Origin of the sequence: Curtobacterium sp. MCJR17_020 (assembly GCF_003234365.2) — a bacterium.
Taxonomy (GTDB): domain Bacteria; phylum Actinomycetota; class Actinomycetes; order Actinomycetales; family Microbacteriaceae; genus Curtobacterium.
On record NZ_CP126260.1, the window covers coordinates 3,566,754 to 3,584,488 of the forward strand.

Annotated in this window: 14 protein-coding genes; 3 read left to right on the top strand and 11 right to left on the bottom strand. The window is 69.9% G+C overall.

Translation table 11 applies throughout. The features are described from left to right. The first annotated feature begins 15 nt into the window (after positions 1-15). Complete coding sequence (locus tag DEJ14_RS16980) at positions 16-651, top strand: pyridoxine/pyridoxamine 5'-phosphate oxidase (protein ID WP_111083405.1); 636 nt, start codon at positions 16-18, stop codon at positions 649-651. Between the two features lie 16 nt (positions 652-667). On the opposite strand, the gene DEJ14_RS16985 is transcribed toward DEJ14_RS16980, so the two are convergent. From DEJ14_RS16985 to DEJ14_RS17015, 7 genes are all read right to left on the bottom strand, one after another. Then, positions 668-1,228, bottom strand: coding sequence for a hypothetical protein (locus DEJ14_RS16985; protein ID WP_146249638.1), 561 nt, complete (start codon positions 1,226-1,228; stop codon positions 668-670). A 308-nt stretch (positions 1,229-1,536) separates the two neighbouring features. Next, positions 1,537-2,076: a hypothetical protein gene (locus DEJ14_RS16990; protein ID WP_146249639.1), complete on the bottom strand. Its 540-nt coding sequence runs from the start codon at positions 2,074-2,076 to the stop codon at positions 1,537-1,539. Between the two features lie 248 nt (positions 2,077-2,324). Continuing rightward, positions 2,325-4,760, bottom strand: coding sequence for a GNAT family N-acetyltransferase (locus tag DEJ14_RS16995; RefSeq protein ID WP_258373120.1), 2,436 nt, complete (start codon positions 4,758-4,760; stop codon positions 2,325-2,327). Further along, positions 4,757-6,133, bottom strand: a complete 1,377-nt coding sequence (locus DEJ14_RS17000; protein ID WP_111083409.1) for a lysine N(6)-hydroxylase/L-ornithine N(5)-oxygenase family protein — start codon at positions 6,131-6,133, stop codon at positions 4,757-4,759. Before DEJ14_RS17000 ends, DEJ14_RS16995 begins: the two co-directional genes overlap by 4 nt. Beyond that, entirely contained in the window at positions 6,130-7,551 is a 1,422-nt protein-coding gene (locus DEJ14_RS17005) for a pyridoxal phosphate-dependent decarboxylase family protein (RefSeq protein ID WP_111083410.1), read from the bottom strand. Before DEJ14_RS17005 ends, DEJ14_RS17000 begins: the two co-directional genes overlap by 4 nt. Positions 7,552-7,701: 150 nt before the next feature. Beyond that, complete coding sequence (locus DEJ14_RS17010; RefSeq protein WP_111083411.1) at positions 7,702-10,143, bottom strand: ATP-dependent helicase; 2,442 nt, start codon at positions 10,141-10,143, stop codon at positions 7,702-7,704. 12 nt (positions 10,144-10,155) lie between these two features. Next, positions 10,156-11,166, bottom strand: coding sequence for a glycerophosphodiester phosphodiesterase family protein (locus DEJ14_RS17015; RefSeq protein ID WP_111083412.1), 1,011 nt, complete (start codon positions 11,164-11,166; stop codon positions 10,156-10,158). 106 nt (positions 11,167-11,272) lie between these two features. Here DEJ14_RS17015 and DEJ14_RS17020 point away from each other — a divergent pair, with 106 nt between their 5' ends. Continuing rightward, a complete protein-coding gene (locus tag DEJ14_RS17020; protein ID WP_111083413.1) occupies positions 11,273-12,262 on the top strand; it encodes a DUF817 domain-containing protein in 990 nt (329 codons plus the stop codon). A 36-nt stretch (positions 12,263-12,298) separates the two neighbouring features. Then, positions 12,299-13,171, top strand: a complete 873-nt coding sequence (locus DEJ14_RS17025) for a Bax inhibitor-1/YccA family protein (protein WP_111083414.1) — start codon at positions 12,299-12,301, stop codon at positions 13,169-13,171. Between the two features lie 292 nt (positions 13,172-13,463). On the opposite strand, the gene guaA is transcribed toward DEJ14_RS17025, so the two are convergent. The 4 genes from guaA to DEJ14_RS17045 are packed head-to-tail and all read right to left on the bottom strand — an operon-like array spanning position 13,464 to position 17,734. Then, positions 13,464-15,044 carry a glutamine-hydrolyzing GMP synthase gene (gene guaA, locus DEJ14_RS17030; RefSeq protein WP_111083415.1) on the bottom strand — a complete coding sequence of 527 codons (1,581 nt, stop codon included), beginning with the start codon at positions 15,042-15,044 and terminating at the stop codon, positions 13,464-13,466. Continuing rightward, positions 15,041-15,487, bottom strand: coding sequence for a DUF3817 domain-containing protein (locus DEJ14_RS17035; RefSeq protein WP_111083416.1), 447 nt, complete (start codon positions 15,485-15,487; stop codon positions 15,041-15,043). Before DEJ14_RS17035 ends, guaA begins: the two co-directional genes overlap by 4 nt. Positions 15,488-15,497: 10 nt before the next feature. Next, positions 15,498-16,277: an SURF1 family cytochrome oxidase biogenesis protein gene (locus tag DEJ14_RS17040; RefSeq protein ID WP_111083417.1), complete on the bottom strand. Its 780-nt coding sequence runs from the start codon at positions 16,275-16,277 to the stop codon at positions 15,498-15,500. Positions 16,278-16,282: 5 nt separating this feature from the next. Then, positions 16,283-17,734 carry a cation:proton antiporter gene (locus tag DEJ14_RS17045; protein WP_111083418.1) on the bottom strand — a complete coding sequence of 484 codons (1,452 nt, stop codon included), beginning with the start codon at positions 17,732-17,734 and terminating at the stop codon, positions 16,283-16,285. Position 17,735 lies beyond the last annotated feature (1 nt).

Here is a 17,735-nt window from a genome sequence, read left to right on the forward strand (position 1 = left end):
CGGTTGGGTGGGCCCATGTCCTCTTCCCTGTCCGGTGACGACTCCCTGCACCTGCCCGAGTTCGACGCACCCCCGGCGTCGCCGCTCGACCTCGCGCAGCAGTGGCTGGATGCCGCGGACGAACGCGACGTCTCCGAGCCGAAGTCGATGACCCTCGCCACGGCCGGAGCGGATGGCCGGGTGTCCGCCCGCACGGTCGACGTGAAGCGGCTCGACGACCGCGGGCTCGTGTTCGGCACCTCGACGCTGAGCCCGAAGGGTCGTCAGCTCGCCGACAACCCGCACGCGGCGCTCCAGGTCTACTGGCGCGAGACCATGCAGCAGCTCCGGTTCGAGGGCCTCGCGGTGCAGCTGCCCGACGACGAGTCCGACGCGCTGTTCGCCGATCGCTCGCCGAAGTCCCGTGCTGCCACCGCCATCGCCGACCAGTCCGCCGTGCTCGAACCGCGGACGCTGCAGGACCTGATCGACGATGCCAACGTGCTGCTCGACGAGTCCGACGACGCCGTACCGCGGCCCGCCGGCTGGGTGGCCTGGCGGCTCGAACCCGACGTGGTGGAGTTCTGGCACGGCAGCCGCGACCGGATGCACCGCCGCCTGCAGTACGTGCTCGCCGACGGCGCCTGGTCGGCTACCCGCCTGCAGCCGTAGTCGAGTCCGCTCCCGGTCAGTCCTGCTGCCACCAGGACGGCTTCGCGGACTGGACGGTGATCGTCAGCGTCCGTGCGTTGTCGGACTTCCTGCCCACCACGAACACCCTCGCCGTGGGGTCGGCGGTCAGCATGCGCCACACCGGCCACGTGTCCGGGCCGAGCTTCGGGTCGTACCAGGGCCCCGGTCCGTTGTCGGTCTCGACCAGCACACGTCGAACGCTGGCAGGGTCGAGTTCGGGGACGCCAGCAGCCCGCGCCTGCGTGAGGACACGAGCGACACCGGCATCCATGGCCGTCGTCCGCGCGGCTCGGGCCAGCCGAAGCCGGCGTCGCGTGACCAGGTACCCGAGGACGACGAGCCCCGCGGCAACCAGCACCGTGCCGACCAGGGCCGCTGCGGTACCGCGGTCACTCGGCCGGTCCGCGACGACGACTCCCCCGACAAGGACCGCCCCGCCGAGCAACAGTCCGGCGCCTCGGATCCGCCTGACTGGCCGGCATGCACCGCGCCAGGTCTGATCCGCGTCGACGACGTCCCCGATGTCGACCGTGACCTCGTCCCCACTCGTGTGCACGCACGAGCTTCCCAGCAGCGGGCCATCGACGCGGACCACAGCCATGTCCGCGGACGAGAGCGCTCCGCGCCGACTAGCACAGAGCGCTCCCGTCGATGATCAGCGTCGGCGACGGTACCGGATCGTCAAGCCGACGTAACATCCGGCTCCACCGGCTGCGAGCCCGAGGGCGACACCTCCGAGAGCACGGCCCGGCGTGCCCGCCGTGGCGCTTGCGACCGCTGCTCCGACGATCACGAGTGCGATACCGAACGCGACAGCGAACGGAACGCTGCGCAGGAACTTCGTCATGGCGTGCCGACTTCCGCCTAGACGCAACGGGACGACTTCTTGGTGACGGGGTACACGCGAACCGACTTCGGGCTCGGGCACTTGCTGTGCGTGGCGAGGTAGGAGGCGCCGAGGATGACCGCGGCGTTGCCGACCACACAAGCAGCCGGCCCGAGCGCGCAGATGCCGACGAGCAGTGCCGCGCCCGCCCCGCCGATGATCACGTTCTGGTCGAACGTATTGAAGGCGACGTAGACGCCGCGATTGTCCGACCCGAAGCCCAGGCGCTGCCGCGGGTCTGTCTCGTTGAGCGTGAACTCGAACCCGTCGCCTCCGTCGATGGTGACCGAACGAGTCCCGTCCCGTTGCACGTCCTCGCGCTTGACTGCCCCCGCCCGACGCGCTTCCGCGATGGCCTCATTCACCAACGCTGGCGTGACCTCCAGGTGGTCTGCTCCGACATTGACGACGGGCCTTGGCACCTCAGCTGCCGATGCCGCGGGCGCAGCAACGAGCCCTCCCGCGACGAGCGTGCCAGCGAGCGTTGCACCAGTGAACGTGTTCCGCAGTTTCGACATTGCGACCCCTACCGGTTCGTGGGCCGCCACCGTCGGCGGCCTGCTCGCACGACAGTAGAGGATCATCCACTGACCGGTGATGTTCTGAAATACATTTGTTACACAGCCAGGCAGATGAAGTCCTCTGCAAGACCAGAGCCTCGTCGCTGCTCCGGTTGGTGCGAGGTTGACCACTCCGTGCGCGCTTCTTGCGCTGCACCGAGTGATCAACCTCGCACCGAGTAGGTCCGCCGTCCGCCGCTCAGCCCCTACCGCCCGATCGGGTTCGCCATCGCCCCCGCCCGGATGAGCGACGACGACTGGTCTGCCAGGTCGACCATCGACAGCGTGTTCCGCAGCTGCAGCCGGTTCAGGCAGGAGTGCTCGAACGTCGGCACCCGCAGGTCCAGCGGCCGCCGGCGGTCCGGGTGCGCGGCGGCGTGCGCGTCGATGCACTCCCCCACGACCTGCCAGAACCGGCCCTCCGGCAGCACCCCGTCGTCGTCGAGGATGGCGCCGACGAACCGCAGCACCCCGTCGAACACGTCGGTGAACACTGCGAGCGCGGCTTCGTCGTCGGACACCGGGTGCACGATCCGGTCGATGTCGGCGGGCACGGGACGATCGTCGTGCCGCCCGAGCACCGCTGCTTCTTCCCCGATGTCCTTCATGACGGCACGGACAACGGCATCGTCGCGGAGGACGAGCACGAGGTTCTCGCCGTGCGGCATGAACACCAGGTCGTGCACGGTCAGGCAGTGCACGACGGGCAACAGGTACGCGTCGAGCCAGCGCCGCACCCACTCGTCGGCAGGCAGCCCCGACGCCTCGATCAGCGCTGAGACGACGGCGTTGCCCGAGGCGTCCCGGTGCAGCAGCGCCGCCATCGTCAGCAGTCGCTCGCCGTCCGTCACCCGCGGCAGCGGGCTCTCCCGCCACAGGGCCGCGAGCATCTTGCGCTGCGGCGACGACACGTCCACCCGGTGGTACGCGTCGCCGGTGTAGCCGATGGCGGCGTGCTCGCGGAGCACCGAGAACCCGACCGACGCGAGTGTCGGGTCGGCAGCAACCACCCCGGCCACCCAGTCGTTCACGGCCGGGGTGTTCCGCATGTACGCGGGCGACATCCCCCGCAGGAACCCCATGTTCTGCACGGCGAGCGCCGTCTTCACGTACGAGCGCGTCGGGTCCGAGCGGTCGAACGCGGTACGGATCGACTGCTGGGGCTGGTACTCGTCCGGCCCCTCGCCGAGGTCGACGAGGTCCTGCCGGCCCAGGTCGGGTGCGAACGTCACGGCGATCCGGTGCTGCCACTGCCAGGGGTGCACGGGGATCCACACGTAGTCGTCGGGGTCGAGGCCGCGGGACACGAGCACGGCCCGGAACCCAACGATGGTCTGCGGGTCGAGCTCCGCCGACCAGTGGTCGCGCTCGGTCCGGTCCGCGGCGAGCGCCAGGTGGGTGTGCTGGCGTCGGGCGGCGAGCCATCGGTAGCGGAAGCGGCCGCCGACCTCCGGCGCGAAGGCCCGGTACTCGTCGAGCCCGAACCCGATCCGCCCGTTCGCGGCGACGAACGCCGGGTGTCCTTCGGTCATCGCCGCCTCGACGTCCTGGAACGAGGCGACGGCAGCCTCGACGGAATCGCCCGCCCGCCCACGCGCGAGCTGCGCAGCGGACGGGCCGCCGCGCCGGTGCTTCGCCGCGGCGCTGGCGAGCGTGGAGGCGATCTCCTCCAGGTACGTGCCGAGCAGCTCGTCGGGGATCCCGAGCACCTCGTGCAGTTCGAGCACGAGGTCCTGCGCACTGAGCGACGCCGGCATCCCAGAGCGAGTGCGCGTCAGCGACGCTTCGTCGATCGACCAGTGTTCGAGCACGTGCTGCCGTGCGCGGAACCGGTAGGTCGAGTCCCCCGCGTCGAGCCGCCACCCGTCCCCGTCCGGCACGGGTTCGATCAGCCGCTCGTGGGTGAACTCGGCGATGGCCTTCGCCACCAGGTGCCGTTCGGCGGGTTCCAGGTGCTCGGGTCGCAGGTGCGAGGCCGGCCCGTCGTCGTCGGGCACGCCGATCCGGTCGGTGTCGAGCACCGACAACAGTGCCCGCTTGCCGTCGACGTCGACCTGGCGCAGCGCGCGGAAGCCCACCTCCGCGTTCTTCGCCTGCACCGCGGTGTTCCGGACGTCCGGCTCGACGACGACCCGGCATGCGCCGAGGACGTCGCGGCAGTGCTCGACGACGGCGCGCATCACGGCGCTCGTCAGTCCGTGCACGCGGCCGCCGGCCGGCACCGGTGCGACGAGCAGGTGCATGCCGACGTCGCCCGGCTCCGCCGCCCACACGTCGGTGAGCAGGACGGCGGCGGGATCGTAGGTCTCGACCAGGAAGCACGGCTCCCCGTCGCGTCGGCCGAGCCACGCGGCCTGCGCCGGGTCGGCCTGCACGTCGGTCAGGTAGTCGCGCACGCCCGCCACGTCGAGGTGCCCCATCTCCCACCACGACGACGCCGGGTGGGTGAGCCACGACCAGACGACGGCGGCGTCGCGGTCCGGGTCCACGGGTTCGACGGTCAGGAGGCCCGGAGCGACTCCGGCAGACACCGGCACCTCGGGCGCACCGGCCAGTACAGTGCCCGTCACGTCGGTGCCCGTCACGTCGGTGCCCGTCACGTCGGTGCCCGTCACGTCGGTACCCGTCACGTGCGCGCTCATGCGGGCACCTCCGTGCGCTCGGTCGCCTGCCGGGCCGGCGCGCGGTGCGCACCGGCGGGAGCGGCGGTGGACTGGTCCGTGGCGGGCAGGCCGAACTCCTGGAAGGCGATCCGGGCCTCCAGGCCGTAGACGGGGCGACCCGTGACGGACCGGATGATCGATGCGTTCCGCCACGCACCCATGCCGAGGTCGGGCGCGGTCAGGCCGTGCGTGTGCTCCTCGGCGTTCTGCACCCAGATGCGGCCGCCGAGGGTGTCGACGTGGTGGTCGCGCGCGACGGCCAGTCGACCACGGGAGTCACGGGCGACGAGGTGCTCGACGGGGTCGAGGAACCGCGGGACCCGCGGGGTGTAGCCGGTCGCCAGGACCAGCCGCTCGACCTCGTGCTCGTAGGACTCGCCGAGCTGCTCGTGGCGGAGCGTCAGCCGGTACGTCCCCCGGTCGGCGAGCCACTCGGCGTCGACGACACTGGTCTCAGTGCGCAGGGTCGTCGGGATCGGCCCTCGAGCGCTGATGCGGTACAGCTGGTCGTAGAGCTCGTCGACGAGGTCCGCGCTGATGCCCTTGTAGAGCCCGCGCTGTTCACGACCGAGTCGATCGCGAGCGTCCTCGGGCAGGCCGTGGAAGTGGTCCGTGTACTCCGGACTCGTCATCTCGAGCGTGAGCTTCGTGTCCTCCATCGGGAAGAACCGCGGCGACCGGGTGATCCAGTCGAGTCGGTAGCCGTCCTGGCGCAGGTCCTCGAGCAGCTCACGGTAGACCTCGGCAGCGGACTGCCCGCTGCCGATCACCGCGATCGAGGCGGCACCGCGGAGCGCGTCGCGGTTCGGCAGGAACTCGGCGGAGTGGATCGCCGGCCCGGCGATCCCGCGCAGCGGGTCGGGGACCGACGGCTCCGTGCCGATGCCGACCACGACGTGGCGTGCGCGGTACGTCTCGGGACCCTGATCGGTCTCGGCGTGCACCGTGAACACGTCCGTCGCCGGGTCGTGCTCGACCGCCGTGACGGACCGGCCCCACCGGAGCGTGTCGAGCCGGTCGGCAGCCCACCGGCAGTAGGCGTCGTACTCGCTGCGCAGGGGGTGGAAGTCCTCGCGGATGTAGAACGGGTACAGGCGGCCGGTCTCCTTGAGCCAGGCGAGGAACGAGAACGGCGACGTCGGGTCGGCCATCGTCACCAGGTCCGCCATGAAGGGCACCTGGATCGTGGCGTCGTCGAGCATCATGCCGTGGTGCCAGGCGAAGCCGTCGGCGGCGTCGAGGAACACCGCGTCGAGGTCGTCGAGCGGGTCCGTGAGGCAGGCGAGGCCGAGGTTGAACGGGCCGATGCCGATGCCGATCAGGTCGTGGACGGGCTGCCCAACGTGGCTCATCGGATCGCTCCTTCCGGGGCGGTGGTGGTCGCGCGGACGCGTGCCGCCGTCGCAGCGACGTGGTCGAGCGAGGCGCGCATCTGCGCCGGGGTGGTCTCGGGGTTGAGCAGCGTCAGCTTGTTGCAGGGTCGGCCGTCGATCACGGTCTTCGCGATGAGGACCCGGCCCTCGGCGAGCAGGGCCGCACGGATCGGGGCGACGAGCGCGTCGGCCTGCTCGTCGGTCACCCCGGCCGGCTGCCAGCGGAAGAGCACGGTGCTGAGCTGCGTCGGGGCGACGAGCACCAGGTCGGGGTGCTCCTCGACGATCCGGTGGGTGGCGGCGGCGAGGTCGATGACGGCGTCGAACGCGGTGCCGATCGCGTCGGCCCCGGTCGCGCGCAGCGTCGCCCAGAGCTTCAGGGCGTCGAAGCGGCGGGTGGTCTGCAGCGACTTGTCGACCTGGTTCGGTTCGGCGGCGTCCTCGGGGTTGAGGTAGTCGGCGTACCAGGCAGTCCGGCGCAGGTCGGCCGGGTCACGGACGAGCAGTGCACTCGAGGACACCGGCTGGAAGAAGGACTTGTGCAGATCGGTCGTCACGCTGCGCGCCCGCTCGATGCCGGCGAGCAGGTGCCGACGCGTCGGGGAGACGAGCAGTCCGCAGCCGTACGCGGCGTCGACGTGAAGCCAGACGCCCTCCAGATCACAGACGTCGGCGATCGGCTCGATCGGGTCGATGACCCCGCGGTCGGTGGTGCCGGCGGTCGCGACGACCGCGATCGGGGTCCCGCCCGCTGCCCGGGTCGCGGCGATCGCCTCCGCGAGGGCTGCCGGCCGCATCCGACCGGCGTCGTCCGTGGCGACGTCGACCACGGCCTCGAGACCGAGGAGTCGTGCCGACTTCGCGATGCTGAAGTGGGTCTCCGCCGTCGTGAACACGGTTCCGGCCACGCCGACCGCTTCGCGCGCCAGCAGCAGCGCCTGCAGGTTGGACTGCGAACCGCCCGAGGTGAACACCCCGTCGCCGGCAGTGAACCCGGCACGACGGGCCAGCCAGTCGATCACATGGCGTTCGATGTCCGTGCCGATGCGGGACTGGTCCCAGGTGTCGACCGACGGGTTCACCGCGGCGAGGACGGACTCGGCGGCGACCGCGGGCAGTGCGACCGGGCAGTTGAGGTGCGCGAGGTAGCCGGGGTCGTGGAACCACACGGCCTCGCGGACGAACAGGTCGTCGAGTTCGGCGAGCGCCTGTTCCGTCCCGACGGGAGCGGCGTCCAGGTCGACCGCGCGTACCCGGTCGTGCAGCGCACCAGGGGCGGTCGCGGTCGTCGGGCGGTCCACGGTGGCGAGTCGGTCGGCGAGCTGGTCGACCGTCGACCCGACGGTCGACCGGTAGCGCTCGGCGTTGGCAGTGGTCAGCAGTTCGATGGGTGTCACGTTAGGTAAGGCTAACCTCACCTGCTTTTTGGTGTCACCCGAACAGGGGTGGACTCCCAGGTCTCGGGCGTGGCGCAACGCTCCAATGCCCACGACGACCGCACCCCGCCGGGGAACCGGCGGGGTGTACGGACGTTCAGCCGGCTCGGGCTAGAGCTTCTCGATCGGCGCGATCTTGATGAGCAGCTTCTTGCGGCCCGCGGAGTCGAACGCGATCTCGGCGATGCGCTTCGCGCCCTGGCCGGTCACCGCCGAGACGGTGCCCTCGCCGAAGTCGACGTGCTTGATCCGGTCGCCGGCGACGAGTTCCATGTCGCCGTTGTCGCGGACCTGGCCGGATACCCGGTTCGCCCACTCGGTCTTCGGGCGGGTCTTCGACGCAGCGGCCGCGCGGTCGTACGAGCCACCGCCCCAGCCACCGCCTCCGCGGTAGCCACCACCACCCCCGCCGATGCCGCCCTCGCGCTTCGCGTTGAGCGCACGGGGCTGCGTGCCACCACGGCTGTTCGCCATGCCCGGCGACTGCTTCCACTCGATGAGCCCCTCGGGGATCTCCTGCAGGAAGCGCGACGGCATGGCGACGTTGACGTCACCGAACTGGGCGCGGGTCATCGCCAGCGACAGGAACAGGACCTTCTTCGCGCGGGTGATGCCGACGTAGAACAACCGGCGTTCCTCCGAGGGACCACCCGGCTCGTTCGCGGACATCCGGTGCGGCAGCAGGTCTTCCTCGACCCCGGTCAGGAACACGGCCTCGTACTCCAGCCCCTTGGCCGTGTGCAGTGTCATGAGCGACACGGTGCCGGACGAGTCGTCGAGCTCGTCCGCCGCCGCGACCAACGAGACCTCGGTCAGGAAGTCCGTCAGGGTGCCCTCGGGGTTGTTCTTCTGGAACTCGCGCGTCACCGCCACGAGCTCGTCGATGTTGTCGGCTCGGGCAGCGTCCTGCGCGTCGGGCGACTTCCGCAGGTTCTCGAGCAGGTGGGAGCCGTCGAGCAGCTGGGTCAAGGTGTCGACGACCGGCTGCGTCGGGGCCTTCTCGGACACGGAGTCCAGCAGCGCCGCGAACTCGGTGATGGCGTTCCGCACCTTCGGCCCGAAGCCGAGCTCGCCCGCGTGCCGCAGGGCGTCGCGCATCGTGGTCTCGTGCTCGTCGGCGTAGCGCTGCAGGGTCGTCTCGGTGACGGAGCCGATGCCGCGCTTCGGCACGTTGAGCACACGACGGAGCGCCATCGGGTCGGCGGGGTTCGCCACGGTGATCAGGTACGCCATGGCGTCCTTGATCTCGGCGCGCTCGTAGAACTTCGTGCCGCCGAGCACCCGGTACGGGATCGCGGCGCGGATGAAGATCTCCTCGAGCGCACGGGTCTGCGAGTTCGTCCGGTAGAACACCGCCATGTCGCGGTAGTCCATGCCGTCCTCGCGCAGGCGCTGGATCTCGTCGGCGACGAACTGGGCCTCGTCGTGGCCGGTGTACCCGGTGAAGCCGACGATCTTCTCGCCCGCGCCGACGTCGGTGAACAGGTTCTTCGCCTGACGGTCGAAGTTGTTCGCGATGACAGCGTTCGCGGCGTCGAGGATGGTCTGCGTCGAGCGGTAGTTCTGCTCGAGCAGGATCACCTTGGAGTTCGGGAAGTCGCGCTCGAACTCGACGATGTTGCGGATGTCGGCCCCGCGGAACGCGTAGATCGACTGGTCCGAGTCGCCGACGACGGTCAGCGACGCTCCGGCGATCGACCCGTCGCGCTCGCGCATGCGGGCGACGTGCTGACCGGAGTCCTCGAGCTTGTCGACCTGCTCGACCGGCACCGGACGGGTGAGCTCGCGGATCAGGGAGTACTGCGCGTGGTTGGTGTCCTGGTACTCGTCGACCAGGATGAAGCGGAAGCGCCGCTGGTAGAGCGCGGCGACCTCGGGGAACGCCCGGAACAGGAAGACGGTCTGGCCGATGAGGTCGTCGAAGTCGAAGGCGTTCGCCCGGCGCAGGTCGTTCGTGTACCGACGGAAGACCTCGGTGAACATGACTTCCTGCGGGTCGTTCACGTTGATGTTGCGCGCGTACGAGTCGATGTCCTGCAGCTCGTTCTTGAGCTTCGAGATCTTCGACGCCGCGGCGCCCACCGTGAGTCCGAGCGTGTCCGCCTCGAGGTCCTTGATGATCCGCTTCAGCAGGGCCTTGGAGTCGGCGGAGTCGTAGATCGTGAACGACTGCGCGAACCCGAACCGCTCGGCCTCGCGCCGGAGGATGCGCACGCACGCCGAGTGGAACGTCGAGATCCACATGCCGTCGGACTCGCCACCCACCAGGGCCCGGACGCGCTCACGCATCTCGGCCGCGGCCTTGTTCGTGAAGGTGATCGCGAGGATCTGCGACGGCCAGGCTTCACGGTTGGCGAGCAGCAACGCGATGCGGCGCGTGAGGACGCTCGTCTTGCCGGATCCGGCACCGGCCACGATCAGCAGGGACTCGCCGCGGTACTCGACGGCTTCCTTCTGCTGGGGGTTCAGACCCGCGGTGAACGGGTCTTCGTACGCACGGGCACCGGCGCCCGGCTCGGGCGTCGATTCGAAGGGGTCGAGCACGATCGTCATGTTCGGGACAGTCTAAGCGGGACCCCCGACAGCCGACCGGGCGAGGACCGCCAGGTCGGTGTGGTCCGCGAACACCCCGTCGAGGCCGGTCCGGATCACCGAGGTGTACCAGCGCTCCCAGTCGCCGAAGGCCGCGACGTCCCCACCGCGGCGCAGCGGCCCGGGCAGGAACCGGTTCTCCGGTCGGAGCGTCCACGTGTACACCGCGAGGCCCACGGCGTGCGCACGGTCGACGATCGCGCTCCGGACCGGCGTCGGGTCCTCGAGCGCGACGCTGTCCACCCCGGCCATCAGCGTGCCGAGGTCGACGCTGATGCCGTGGAACTCGGTCGCGAACGACGCGAGCGCGTCCTCGGAACGCTCCGCAGCGTAGGTGGGGGCGAGCGATCCGTGGGACGCGACCTCGTCGGCGGCACTGCCACGGGCCTCCTGGAGGTACACCAGCCGACCACCCGTGTGCCGCTCGCGCAGGTCGCGGAGCACGCCCTTCTCGAAGCTCTCGACCGTGAGCCGCTCGTCACGGCGCCACCCGGCGTCACCGAGCGTGCGGTCGACGAGTTCGCCCATCGGGAAGCCCGCGCGGTCGAAGAACGCCGCGTGCTTGACCTCGGCGACCAGCCCGACCGGACGAGGCGCGGCGTCGAGGATCGCGAGCAGGTCCTCGAGGCGCAGGATCGGCTCCTCGCCGTCGTGCTCGGCCGACCCGGGCCGCAGGGCGGGCAGACGTTCCCGGGTGCGGAGCGTCTGCAGCTCGGCCCAGGTGAAGTCCTCGGTGAACCAGCCGGACAGGCTCTGGCCGTCGACGGCCTTCGTCGTGCGCAGGTGCCGGAACTCCGGGTGGTCCGCGACGTCGGTGGTGCCGGACACCTCGTTCTCGTGGCGGAGCACGAGCACGCCGTCCTTCGTGGGCACCAGGTCCGGCTCGATCGCGTCGGCACCGAGCTCGATGGCGAGTTCGTACGCGCTCCGCGAGTGCTCGGGGCGGTAGCCGGACGCACCGCGGTGGGCGATCACGAGGGTCATGGCGCGACCCTACTGGGCCAGGGTGACGGCGGACCGTCCTGTGTCGCGGGACACACGCGCCCGGCCGGTGCCCGTGCATCTCAGCATCGGCGTTGACCATCACTGCATGACCGTCCGATCGCTCTCCACCGCCGTCGAGGCCAGGATCGACCGTGCCGCCCGCCGACTGCTCGACGCCGGGCACCAGCCGCACCGGCCCGTCCGGCTGTTCGTCACCGAGTTCCTGGTGTTCGGCGCGAAGCAGGCGTGGGCGTGCGCGTTCGGGGCACTGCTGCTCGGTTCGATGGCCGTGGCCTCGCTGACCGTGCCGGCGGCGTTCCGGAACGACGCGCTGACCGTCGTGGCGGTGCTGCTGCAGCTCGGCATGCTCGTGTTCGGGCTCGAGACCGTGCGGGAACTCCGGGTCGTCCTGCTCTTCCACGTCGTCGGCACCGCCATGGAGGTCTTCAAGACGCACATGGGCTCGTGGTCGTACGAACCCGGCGGGCTGTTCGTGATCGCCGGGGTTCCGCTGTTCTCCGGGTTCATGTACGGCGCGGTCGGGTCGTACATGGTCCGCGTGTACCGCCTGTTCGACCTGCGGTTCGACCGGTACCCGCGGCAGTGGCTGCTCGCCGTCGTCGCTGCCGGCGTGTACCTGAACTTCTTCGGGCACCACTTCCTGCCCGACGCCCGCTGGGTCCTGCTCGCACTCGTCGTGCTGCTCTTCGCCCGCACGACCATGCACGTCCGGATCCACCGAGCGACGATGCGCATGCCGGTGCTCGTCGCCATGGGACTCGTCGCCGTGTTCATCTGGTTCGCCGAGAACGTCGCGACCTGGGCCGGAGCCTGGAGCTACCCCGCGCAGCTCGCCGTCTGGCACCCGGTGGCCCCGACGAAGATCGTCGCGTGGTTCCTGCTCATGACGATCTCGGTCGCGCTCGTCACCTGGCTCTACCCGGCGCTGCCGTCCGGCTCGGCGCGTTGGACGGCGGACTCTCGACGACTTCGAGGCGCGCGCGCAGCGGGTGCCCATAGGCTGCCGTCGTCAGGGCCTCCGGGCCCGCGTCCGCTCGCCGCGAATCCTCAGCCTTCCGCGACCGAGCGCACCTAGGCTGAGAGGACTCATATCTCCTAGGAAGAGGACACCATGGCCTTCAAGCCCGGTTTCGACCAGTCCCCCGCCTTCAACGCCCAGGGACCCAACACCTGGGGCGGGCGCGGCGCTGGTCAGCAGCAGGCCGGCTGGGGACAGACCCCGCAGCAGGCACAGGGCGGGATGACCCCCGAGCAGCTGCAGTACATGTACGACCGCCCGGCGGCATCGACGGTCGACACCGACCGCATGTCGTACGAGGACACCATCGTCAAGACGCTGCTCGCCTTCGGCGTGCTGCTCGTCGGTGCGGTGGCCGGTTGGAACCTGCCCCCGATCGTGTGGATCGTCGGCGCGATCGTCGGGTTCGTCCTGGCGCTCGTGAACACCTTCAAGAAGAAGCCGTCGCCGGGTCTGATCCTGACGTACGCGTTCTTCGAGGGGCTCTTCGTCGGCGGGATCTCGAACTTCTTCGAGTACAACTTCACGCAGACTGGCGGCATCGTCGCCCAGGCCGTGTTCGGCACCCTCGGGGTGTTCGCGGTCACGCTGCTCCTGTTCCTGTCGGGCAAGGTCCGTGCGACCCCGAAGGCCACCCGCTTCTTCCTCATCGCGATTGTCGGGTACATGGCGTTCTCGCTCGTGAACCTCGTCCTGATGTGGACCGGTGTGACCCAGAGCGCCTTCGGCCTCATGGGTGTGACGTTGTTCGGTATCCCGCTCGGCGTCCTCATCGGCATCTTCGTCGTGGTCATGGCGGCGTACTCGCTGATCCTCGACTTCGACCAGATCAAGACCGGTGTCCAGCGCGGCGCCCCGAAGATCTACGCGTGGACCGCCGCGTTCGGCCTCATCGTGACGCTCGTCTGGCTGTACCTCGAGATCCTGCGCATCCTCGCCATCGTCGCGAGCAGCGCACGCAACTAGATCCACCGCGTCCACGAAGGGCCCCGGCACTGCCGGGGCCCTTCGTCGTTCCCGGAGCAGGGTTGTCCTGACTCGATTCGACGCTCCGTCCGTGCGGCGCCGAGGTTCCACGACATGCCGCCGGTGCGACGCCGAGGTTCCACGGGCGCCCCGGGGGAGGCTCGAGATGCCGAGATCTCGGAACCTCGGGGCACGCACGCACGCACGCGCGCCCGGACGCACGCGCACGGCCCCGGACGCGCGGAGGCCCGGCACGCAGGGCGTGCCGGGCCTCCGGTCGTTCAGGGGAGCGTCACTCCCACTCGATCGTCCCCGGCGGCTTCGACGTGACGTCGAGCACGACTCGGTTGACGTCGGGCACCTCGTTCGTGATGCGGTTCGAGATCTTCGCGAGCACGTCGTACGGCAGGCGCGTCCAGTCCGCGGTCATGGCGTCCTCGGACGAGACCGGACGGAGCACGATCGGGTGCCCGTACGTGCGGCCGTCACCCTGGACACCCACGGAGCGGACGTCGGCGAGCAGGACGACCGGGCACTGCCAGATCTCCCCGTCGAGGCCCGCTGCGGAGAGTTCCTCGCGCGCGATCTTGTCGGCGGCACGGAGCAGCTCGAGTCGCTGCTTGTCGACCGAACCCACGATGCGGATGCCGAGCCCCGGTCCGGGGAACGGCTGGCGGCCGACGATGACCTCGGGCAGACCGAGCTCGCGACCGACGGCGCGGACCTCGTCCTTGAAGAGCGCACGGAGCGGCTCGACGAGTTCGAAGGTCATGTCCTCGGGCAGGCCGCCCACGTTGTGGTGCGACTTGATGTTCGCAGTACCCGCTCCGCCGCCGGACTCGACGACGTCGGGGTAGAGGGTGCCCTGCACGAGGAACTTGACCTCGCCGTCGTCACCGTCCCCACGCGCCTCGAGCACGAGTGCCTCGGCCGCGGCCTCGAACGTGCGGATGAACTCGCGCCCGATGATCTTGCGCTTCTGCTCGGGGTCGCTCACGCCGGCGAGGGCGTCGAGGAACTGCTGCTCGGCATCGATCGTGATGAGCCGGACACCGGTGGAGGCGACGTAGTCCTCTTCCACCTGCTTGCGCTCGTCGGCGCGGAGGAGCCCGTGGTCGACGAACACGCAGGTGAGCTGGTCACCGACGGCCTTGTGCACGATGGCTGCGGCGACGGCGGAGTCGACACCGCCGGACAGGCCGGCGATCACGCGGTTCGATCCGACCTGGGCCTGGATCCGGGCGACCTGCTCGTCGATGACGTTGCTCGAGTTCCAGTCGCCGGGCAGACCGGCGGCGCGGTGCAGGAAGTTCTCGAGGACGGCCTGGCCGTGCTCGGAGTGCTTCACCTCGGGGTGCCACTGCACGCCGTAGAGCTTGCGCTCGTCGGACGCGAAGGCCGCGACGGGGGTCGACGCGCTCGACGCGAGGACCTCGAAGCCCTCGGGGGCCTTCGCCACGGAGTCGCCGTGCGACATCCACGTGACCTGGGACCCGGGCTGGCCACCGAGCAGGACGCTGTCGGTCCCGCTGACGTCGACGGACGTCGCGCCGTACTCACGCAGGCCGGTGTTCGCGACCTCGCCACCGAGGGCGGTCGCCATGGCCTGGAAGCCGTAGCAGATGCCGAGCACGGGGACGCCGAGGTCGAGGATGTCGCCGTCGAGGGACGGTGCACCTTCTTCGTACACGGACGACGGCCCACCGGACAGCACGATGGCTGCGGGGTCCTTCGCGCGGATCTCCTCCGCCGTGATGGAGTGCGGGACGATCTCGCTGTAGACGTTCGCTTCACGGACCCGACGCGCGATGAGCTGCGCGTACTGGGCCCCGAAGTCGACGACGAGGACGGGACGCTGTTCGGTCTCGCTCACCGAGCGGCCTCCTTCTCACGCTGCTGGGCAGCGATCAGCTCGTGGTAGGTGTCCATGGCCTTCTGCTGCATGCGGTGTTCGACCACGAAGGACATGAACGGGATGATGCCACCGAGGGCGATGAGCAGGAAGCGGGAGGGCTTCCAGCGCATGATGCTCCACAGACGGAAGTCCGTGAAGAGGTAGAGGACGTACAGCCAGCCGTGCGCGATGAGGATCGCGATCGACAGGTTGAACGTGCCGGGTGCTTCGCCGGCCGTGCCGTTCGGCACGAAGAACGGGCCGTTGCCGAGCTGCATCTCGAGCTGGAGCGGTGTGTACTTGATGATGACCTCGATCACGAGGGCCAGCAGCAGCACACCGGTGATGTACGCGGAGACGCGGTACCACTTCACCGCACCCGGGATCTTCGGGATGTCGCGGGTTCGGACGGTCAAGGCCATGACGACCAGCCTACCGTCGGTCCGCAAGGGCCCCGTCGACGCTGAGGGCAGCCTCACGCCGCTCCTCTTCCTCGCGCTCCCAGGCGTCCTTCACGAACCGGTACCAGAGGAACACCGCGAAGCCGGCGAAGACGACCCACTCGATCGCGTAGAACAGGTTCAGCCAGTCGAACTGGACCTCGCGCGACGGTGCCCGGTCGGCGATGGTGCCGAGGTCGGCGGCCTGCGCGGTGGCACCGTCGGCGACGACGTACCCGAGGTACATCCGGTCGTCGAACGCCTTCCACGTGTTCACGAAGCGCGCGGGCGCCACGGCGGAGTACTCCGCCTGCTTGTAGGTGTCCTGGTCGGGCGACTCGGCGGGGTAGTACCGGCCCTGCACCGTGAGCGTCTGCCCGTCCGCCAGGCGGTCACCACCGGCGACGGCGGCCGACCGCTGGTCGGACCACCCGATGACGACCGGGAGGCTCGCCCCACCATCCGAGTCCACCAGGTGACCCACGGTCTGGTACGTCCCACCCCCGGTGCGGCCGGTCAGGATCGTGGTGTCACCGGCGACGAACGTGCCGGTGACGGTGACCCGCTGGCCGGCGATGGTCTCGCTCGCGGGTTCTTCCGGGGCGGTGACCGCCTCGAGCGTCTTGCGGGTCTCGGTGGTCGCCGGCAGCGGCTTGCCGTTGGCGATGCTCCGCTCCAGCTGCCACTTGCCCAGCCCGGCGAACACCGCCGCGAGCACGAGCGCCAGCAACAGCAGCGCGATCCACCTCGGTCGTCGGGCAACGGCCCACATCTGTATCAGTACTCCGGATCGCGCTGTCGGACCGGACGCTCGGGGCGCTCGGTGGGGATCTCGACGGGCGACGTGACGGGTTCGTCGGTCGCCTCCGGTGACCCATTCTCCTGCTCGTCCCTGCCAGCGGCCTCCACGAGCGCGAACTCCTCCGCGAACTGGCGGTCCCGCTCGGCACGTCGGACGGCTGCGGCGGACGCTGCTTCGGCTTCCTCGGCCTCAGCCGCCTCGGCGGCGGCAGCCGCGGCGACCGCTCGGCGGCCGCCGAGTCGCCCGCGCAGGCGGGCGAGGCGGGCGGGGCGCACCACGAGGCGGCCGATCCGCTCCGAGTTCACCGCGAGCAGCGGCCCGAGGATCGCCATGACGAGGACGTAGAGGCCCGCGAAGGCGGTGATCCGGGCCTCCAGTCCGGCGGCAGCCGAGAGCGTCGCGAGGATCAGCGCGAATTCGCCACGGTTCACCAGGATGACGGCGGTGTTGATCCCCTGCTGGACGTTGAACCCGTTCATGCGCGCGACGATCTGCCCGGCGACCGCGTTGAGCACGACCGTCATGCCGATCGCACCGAGGACCGGCCAGAGCACCTCGCCGAAGGTCGACAGGTCGAGGCCGAGGCCGAAGTTCACGAAGAAGAACGCGGCGAAGACGTCGCGCATCGGCAGTGCGAGCTGCTCGATGCGGTCGCGGTACCGGGTGGCGCCGCAGAGCAGACCGATGACGAACGCGCCGATGGCGTCGGTGACGCCGAGCAGGTCGCCGATGCCACCGAACATGACGGCGAGCCCGAAGAACAGCACCGTGAACAGTTCGTCGTCACGCGTCGCGAAGATCTTCGAGACCCACTTGCCGGCGAACCGGGCGAGCGTGAACATCACGATGAGGAAGCCGAACGCGAGCGCGAGCTTGCCGACGACCGCCCAGGCGTTGGTGTCGCCGGACAGCACGACGGACACGATCGCCAGGTAGATGGCGATGAAGACGTCCTCGATGACCGTGACGCCCAGGATCATCGGGGTCTCGTCGTTCGCGAGTCGTCGCAGCTCGATGAGGAGCTTCGTGACGATCGCGCTCGACGAGGTGGCCGTCATGCCGGCGATGATCAGGGCTTCCCGGGTGCCCCAGCCGAGCGAGAACCCGAACGCGAACCCGACTCCCATGTTGATGACGACGTAGGTGCCGCCCGACACGAGGAGTTTGCCGGCGTTGCCGTAGAACTCCTCTTGGTCGAACTCCAACCCGAGGTTGAACAGCAGCAGGATGAGCCCGAACGTCGCGATGAGCTCGATCGTGTGCGACTCGACGTTCAGGCCGATCCACGGCGTGTGCGGACTCGCGATGAGCCCGACGATCATGTAGATCGGGATCGCCGGCAGACCGATGGTCTTGCCGAGCCGCCCGAGCACGTAGGCGATGACGAACAGCACACCGATGGTGAGCAGTTCACCGCCCAGGTGCATG

Excerpts from the sequence above, each read along its gene's own strand:
- DEJ14_RS16980 (WP_111083405.1), top strand. The coding sequence starts at position 16 with ATGTCCTCTTCCCTGTCCGGTGACGACTCCCTGCACCTGCCCGAGTTC.
- DEJ14_RS16990 (WP_146249639.1), bottom strand. The coding sequence starts at position 2,076 with ATGTCGAAACTGCGGAACACGTTCACTGGTGCAACGCTCGCTGGCACG.
- DEJ14_RS16995 (WP_258373120.1), bottom strand. The coding sequence starts at position 4,760 with ATGAGCGCGCACGTGACGGGTACCGACGTGACGGGCACCGACGTGACG.
- DEJ14_RS17000 (WP_111083409.1), bottom strand. The coding sequence starts at position 6,133 with ATGAGCCACGTTGGGCAGCCCGTCCACGACCTGATCGGCATCGGCATC.
- DEJ14_RS17010 (WP_111083411.1), bottom strand. The coding sequence starts at position 10,143 with ATGACGATCGTGCTCGACCCCTTCGAATCGACGCCCGAGCCGGGCGCC.
- DEJ14_RS17015 (WP_111083412.1), bottom strand. The coding sequence starts at position 11,166 with ATGACCCTCGTGATCGCCCACCGCGGTGCGTCCGGCTACCGCCCCGAG.
- DEJ14_RS17020 (WP_111083413.1), top strand. The coding sequence starts at position 11,273 with ATGACCGTCCGATCGCTCTCCACCGCCGTCGAGGCCAGGATCGACCGT.
- DEJ14_RS17025 (WP_111083414.1), top strand. The coding sequence starts at position 12,299 with ATGGCCTTCAAGCCCGGTTTCGACCAGTCCCCCGCCTTCAACGCCCAG.
- DEJ14_RS17035 (WP_111083416.1), bottom strand. The coding sequence starts at position 15,487 with ATGGCCTTGACCGTCCGAACCCGCGACATCCCGAAGATCCCGGGTGCG.
- DEJ14_RS17040 (WP_111083417.1), bottom strand. The coding sequence starts at position 16,277 with ATGTGGGCCGTTGCCCGACGACCGAGGTGGATCGCGCTGCTGTTGCTG.
- DEJ14_RS17045 (WP_111083418.1), bottom strand. The coding sequence starts at position 17,734 with ATGCACCTGGGCGGTGAACTGCTCACCATCGGTGTGCTGTTCGTCATC.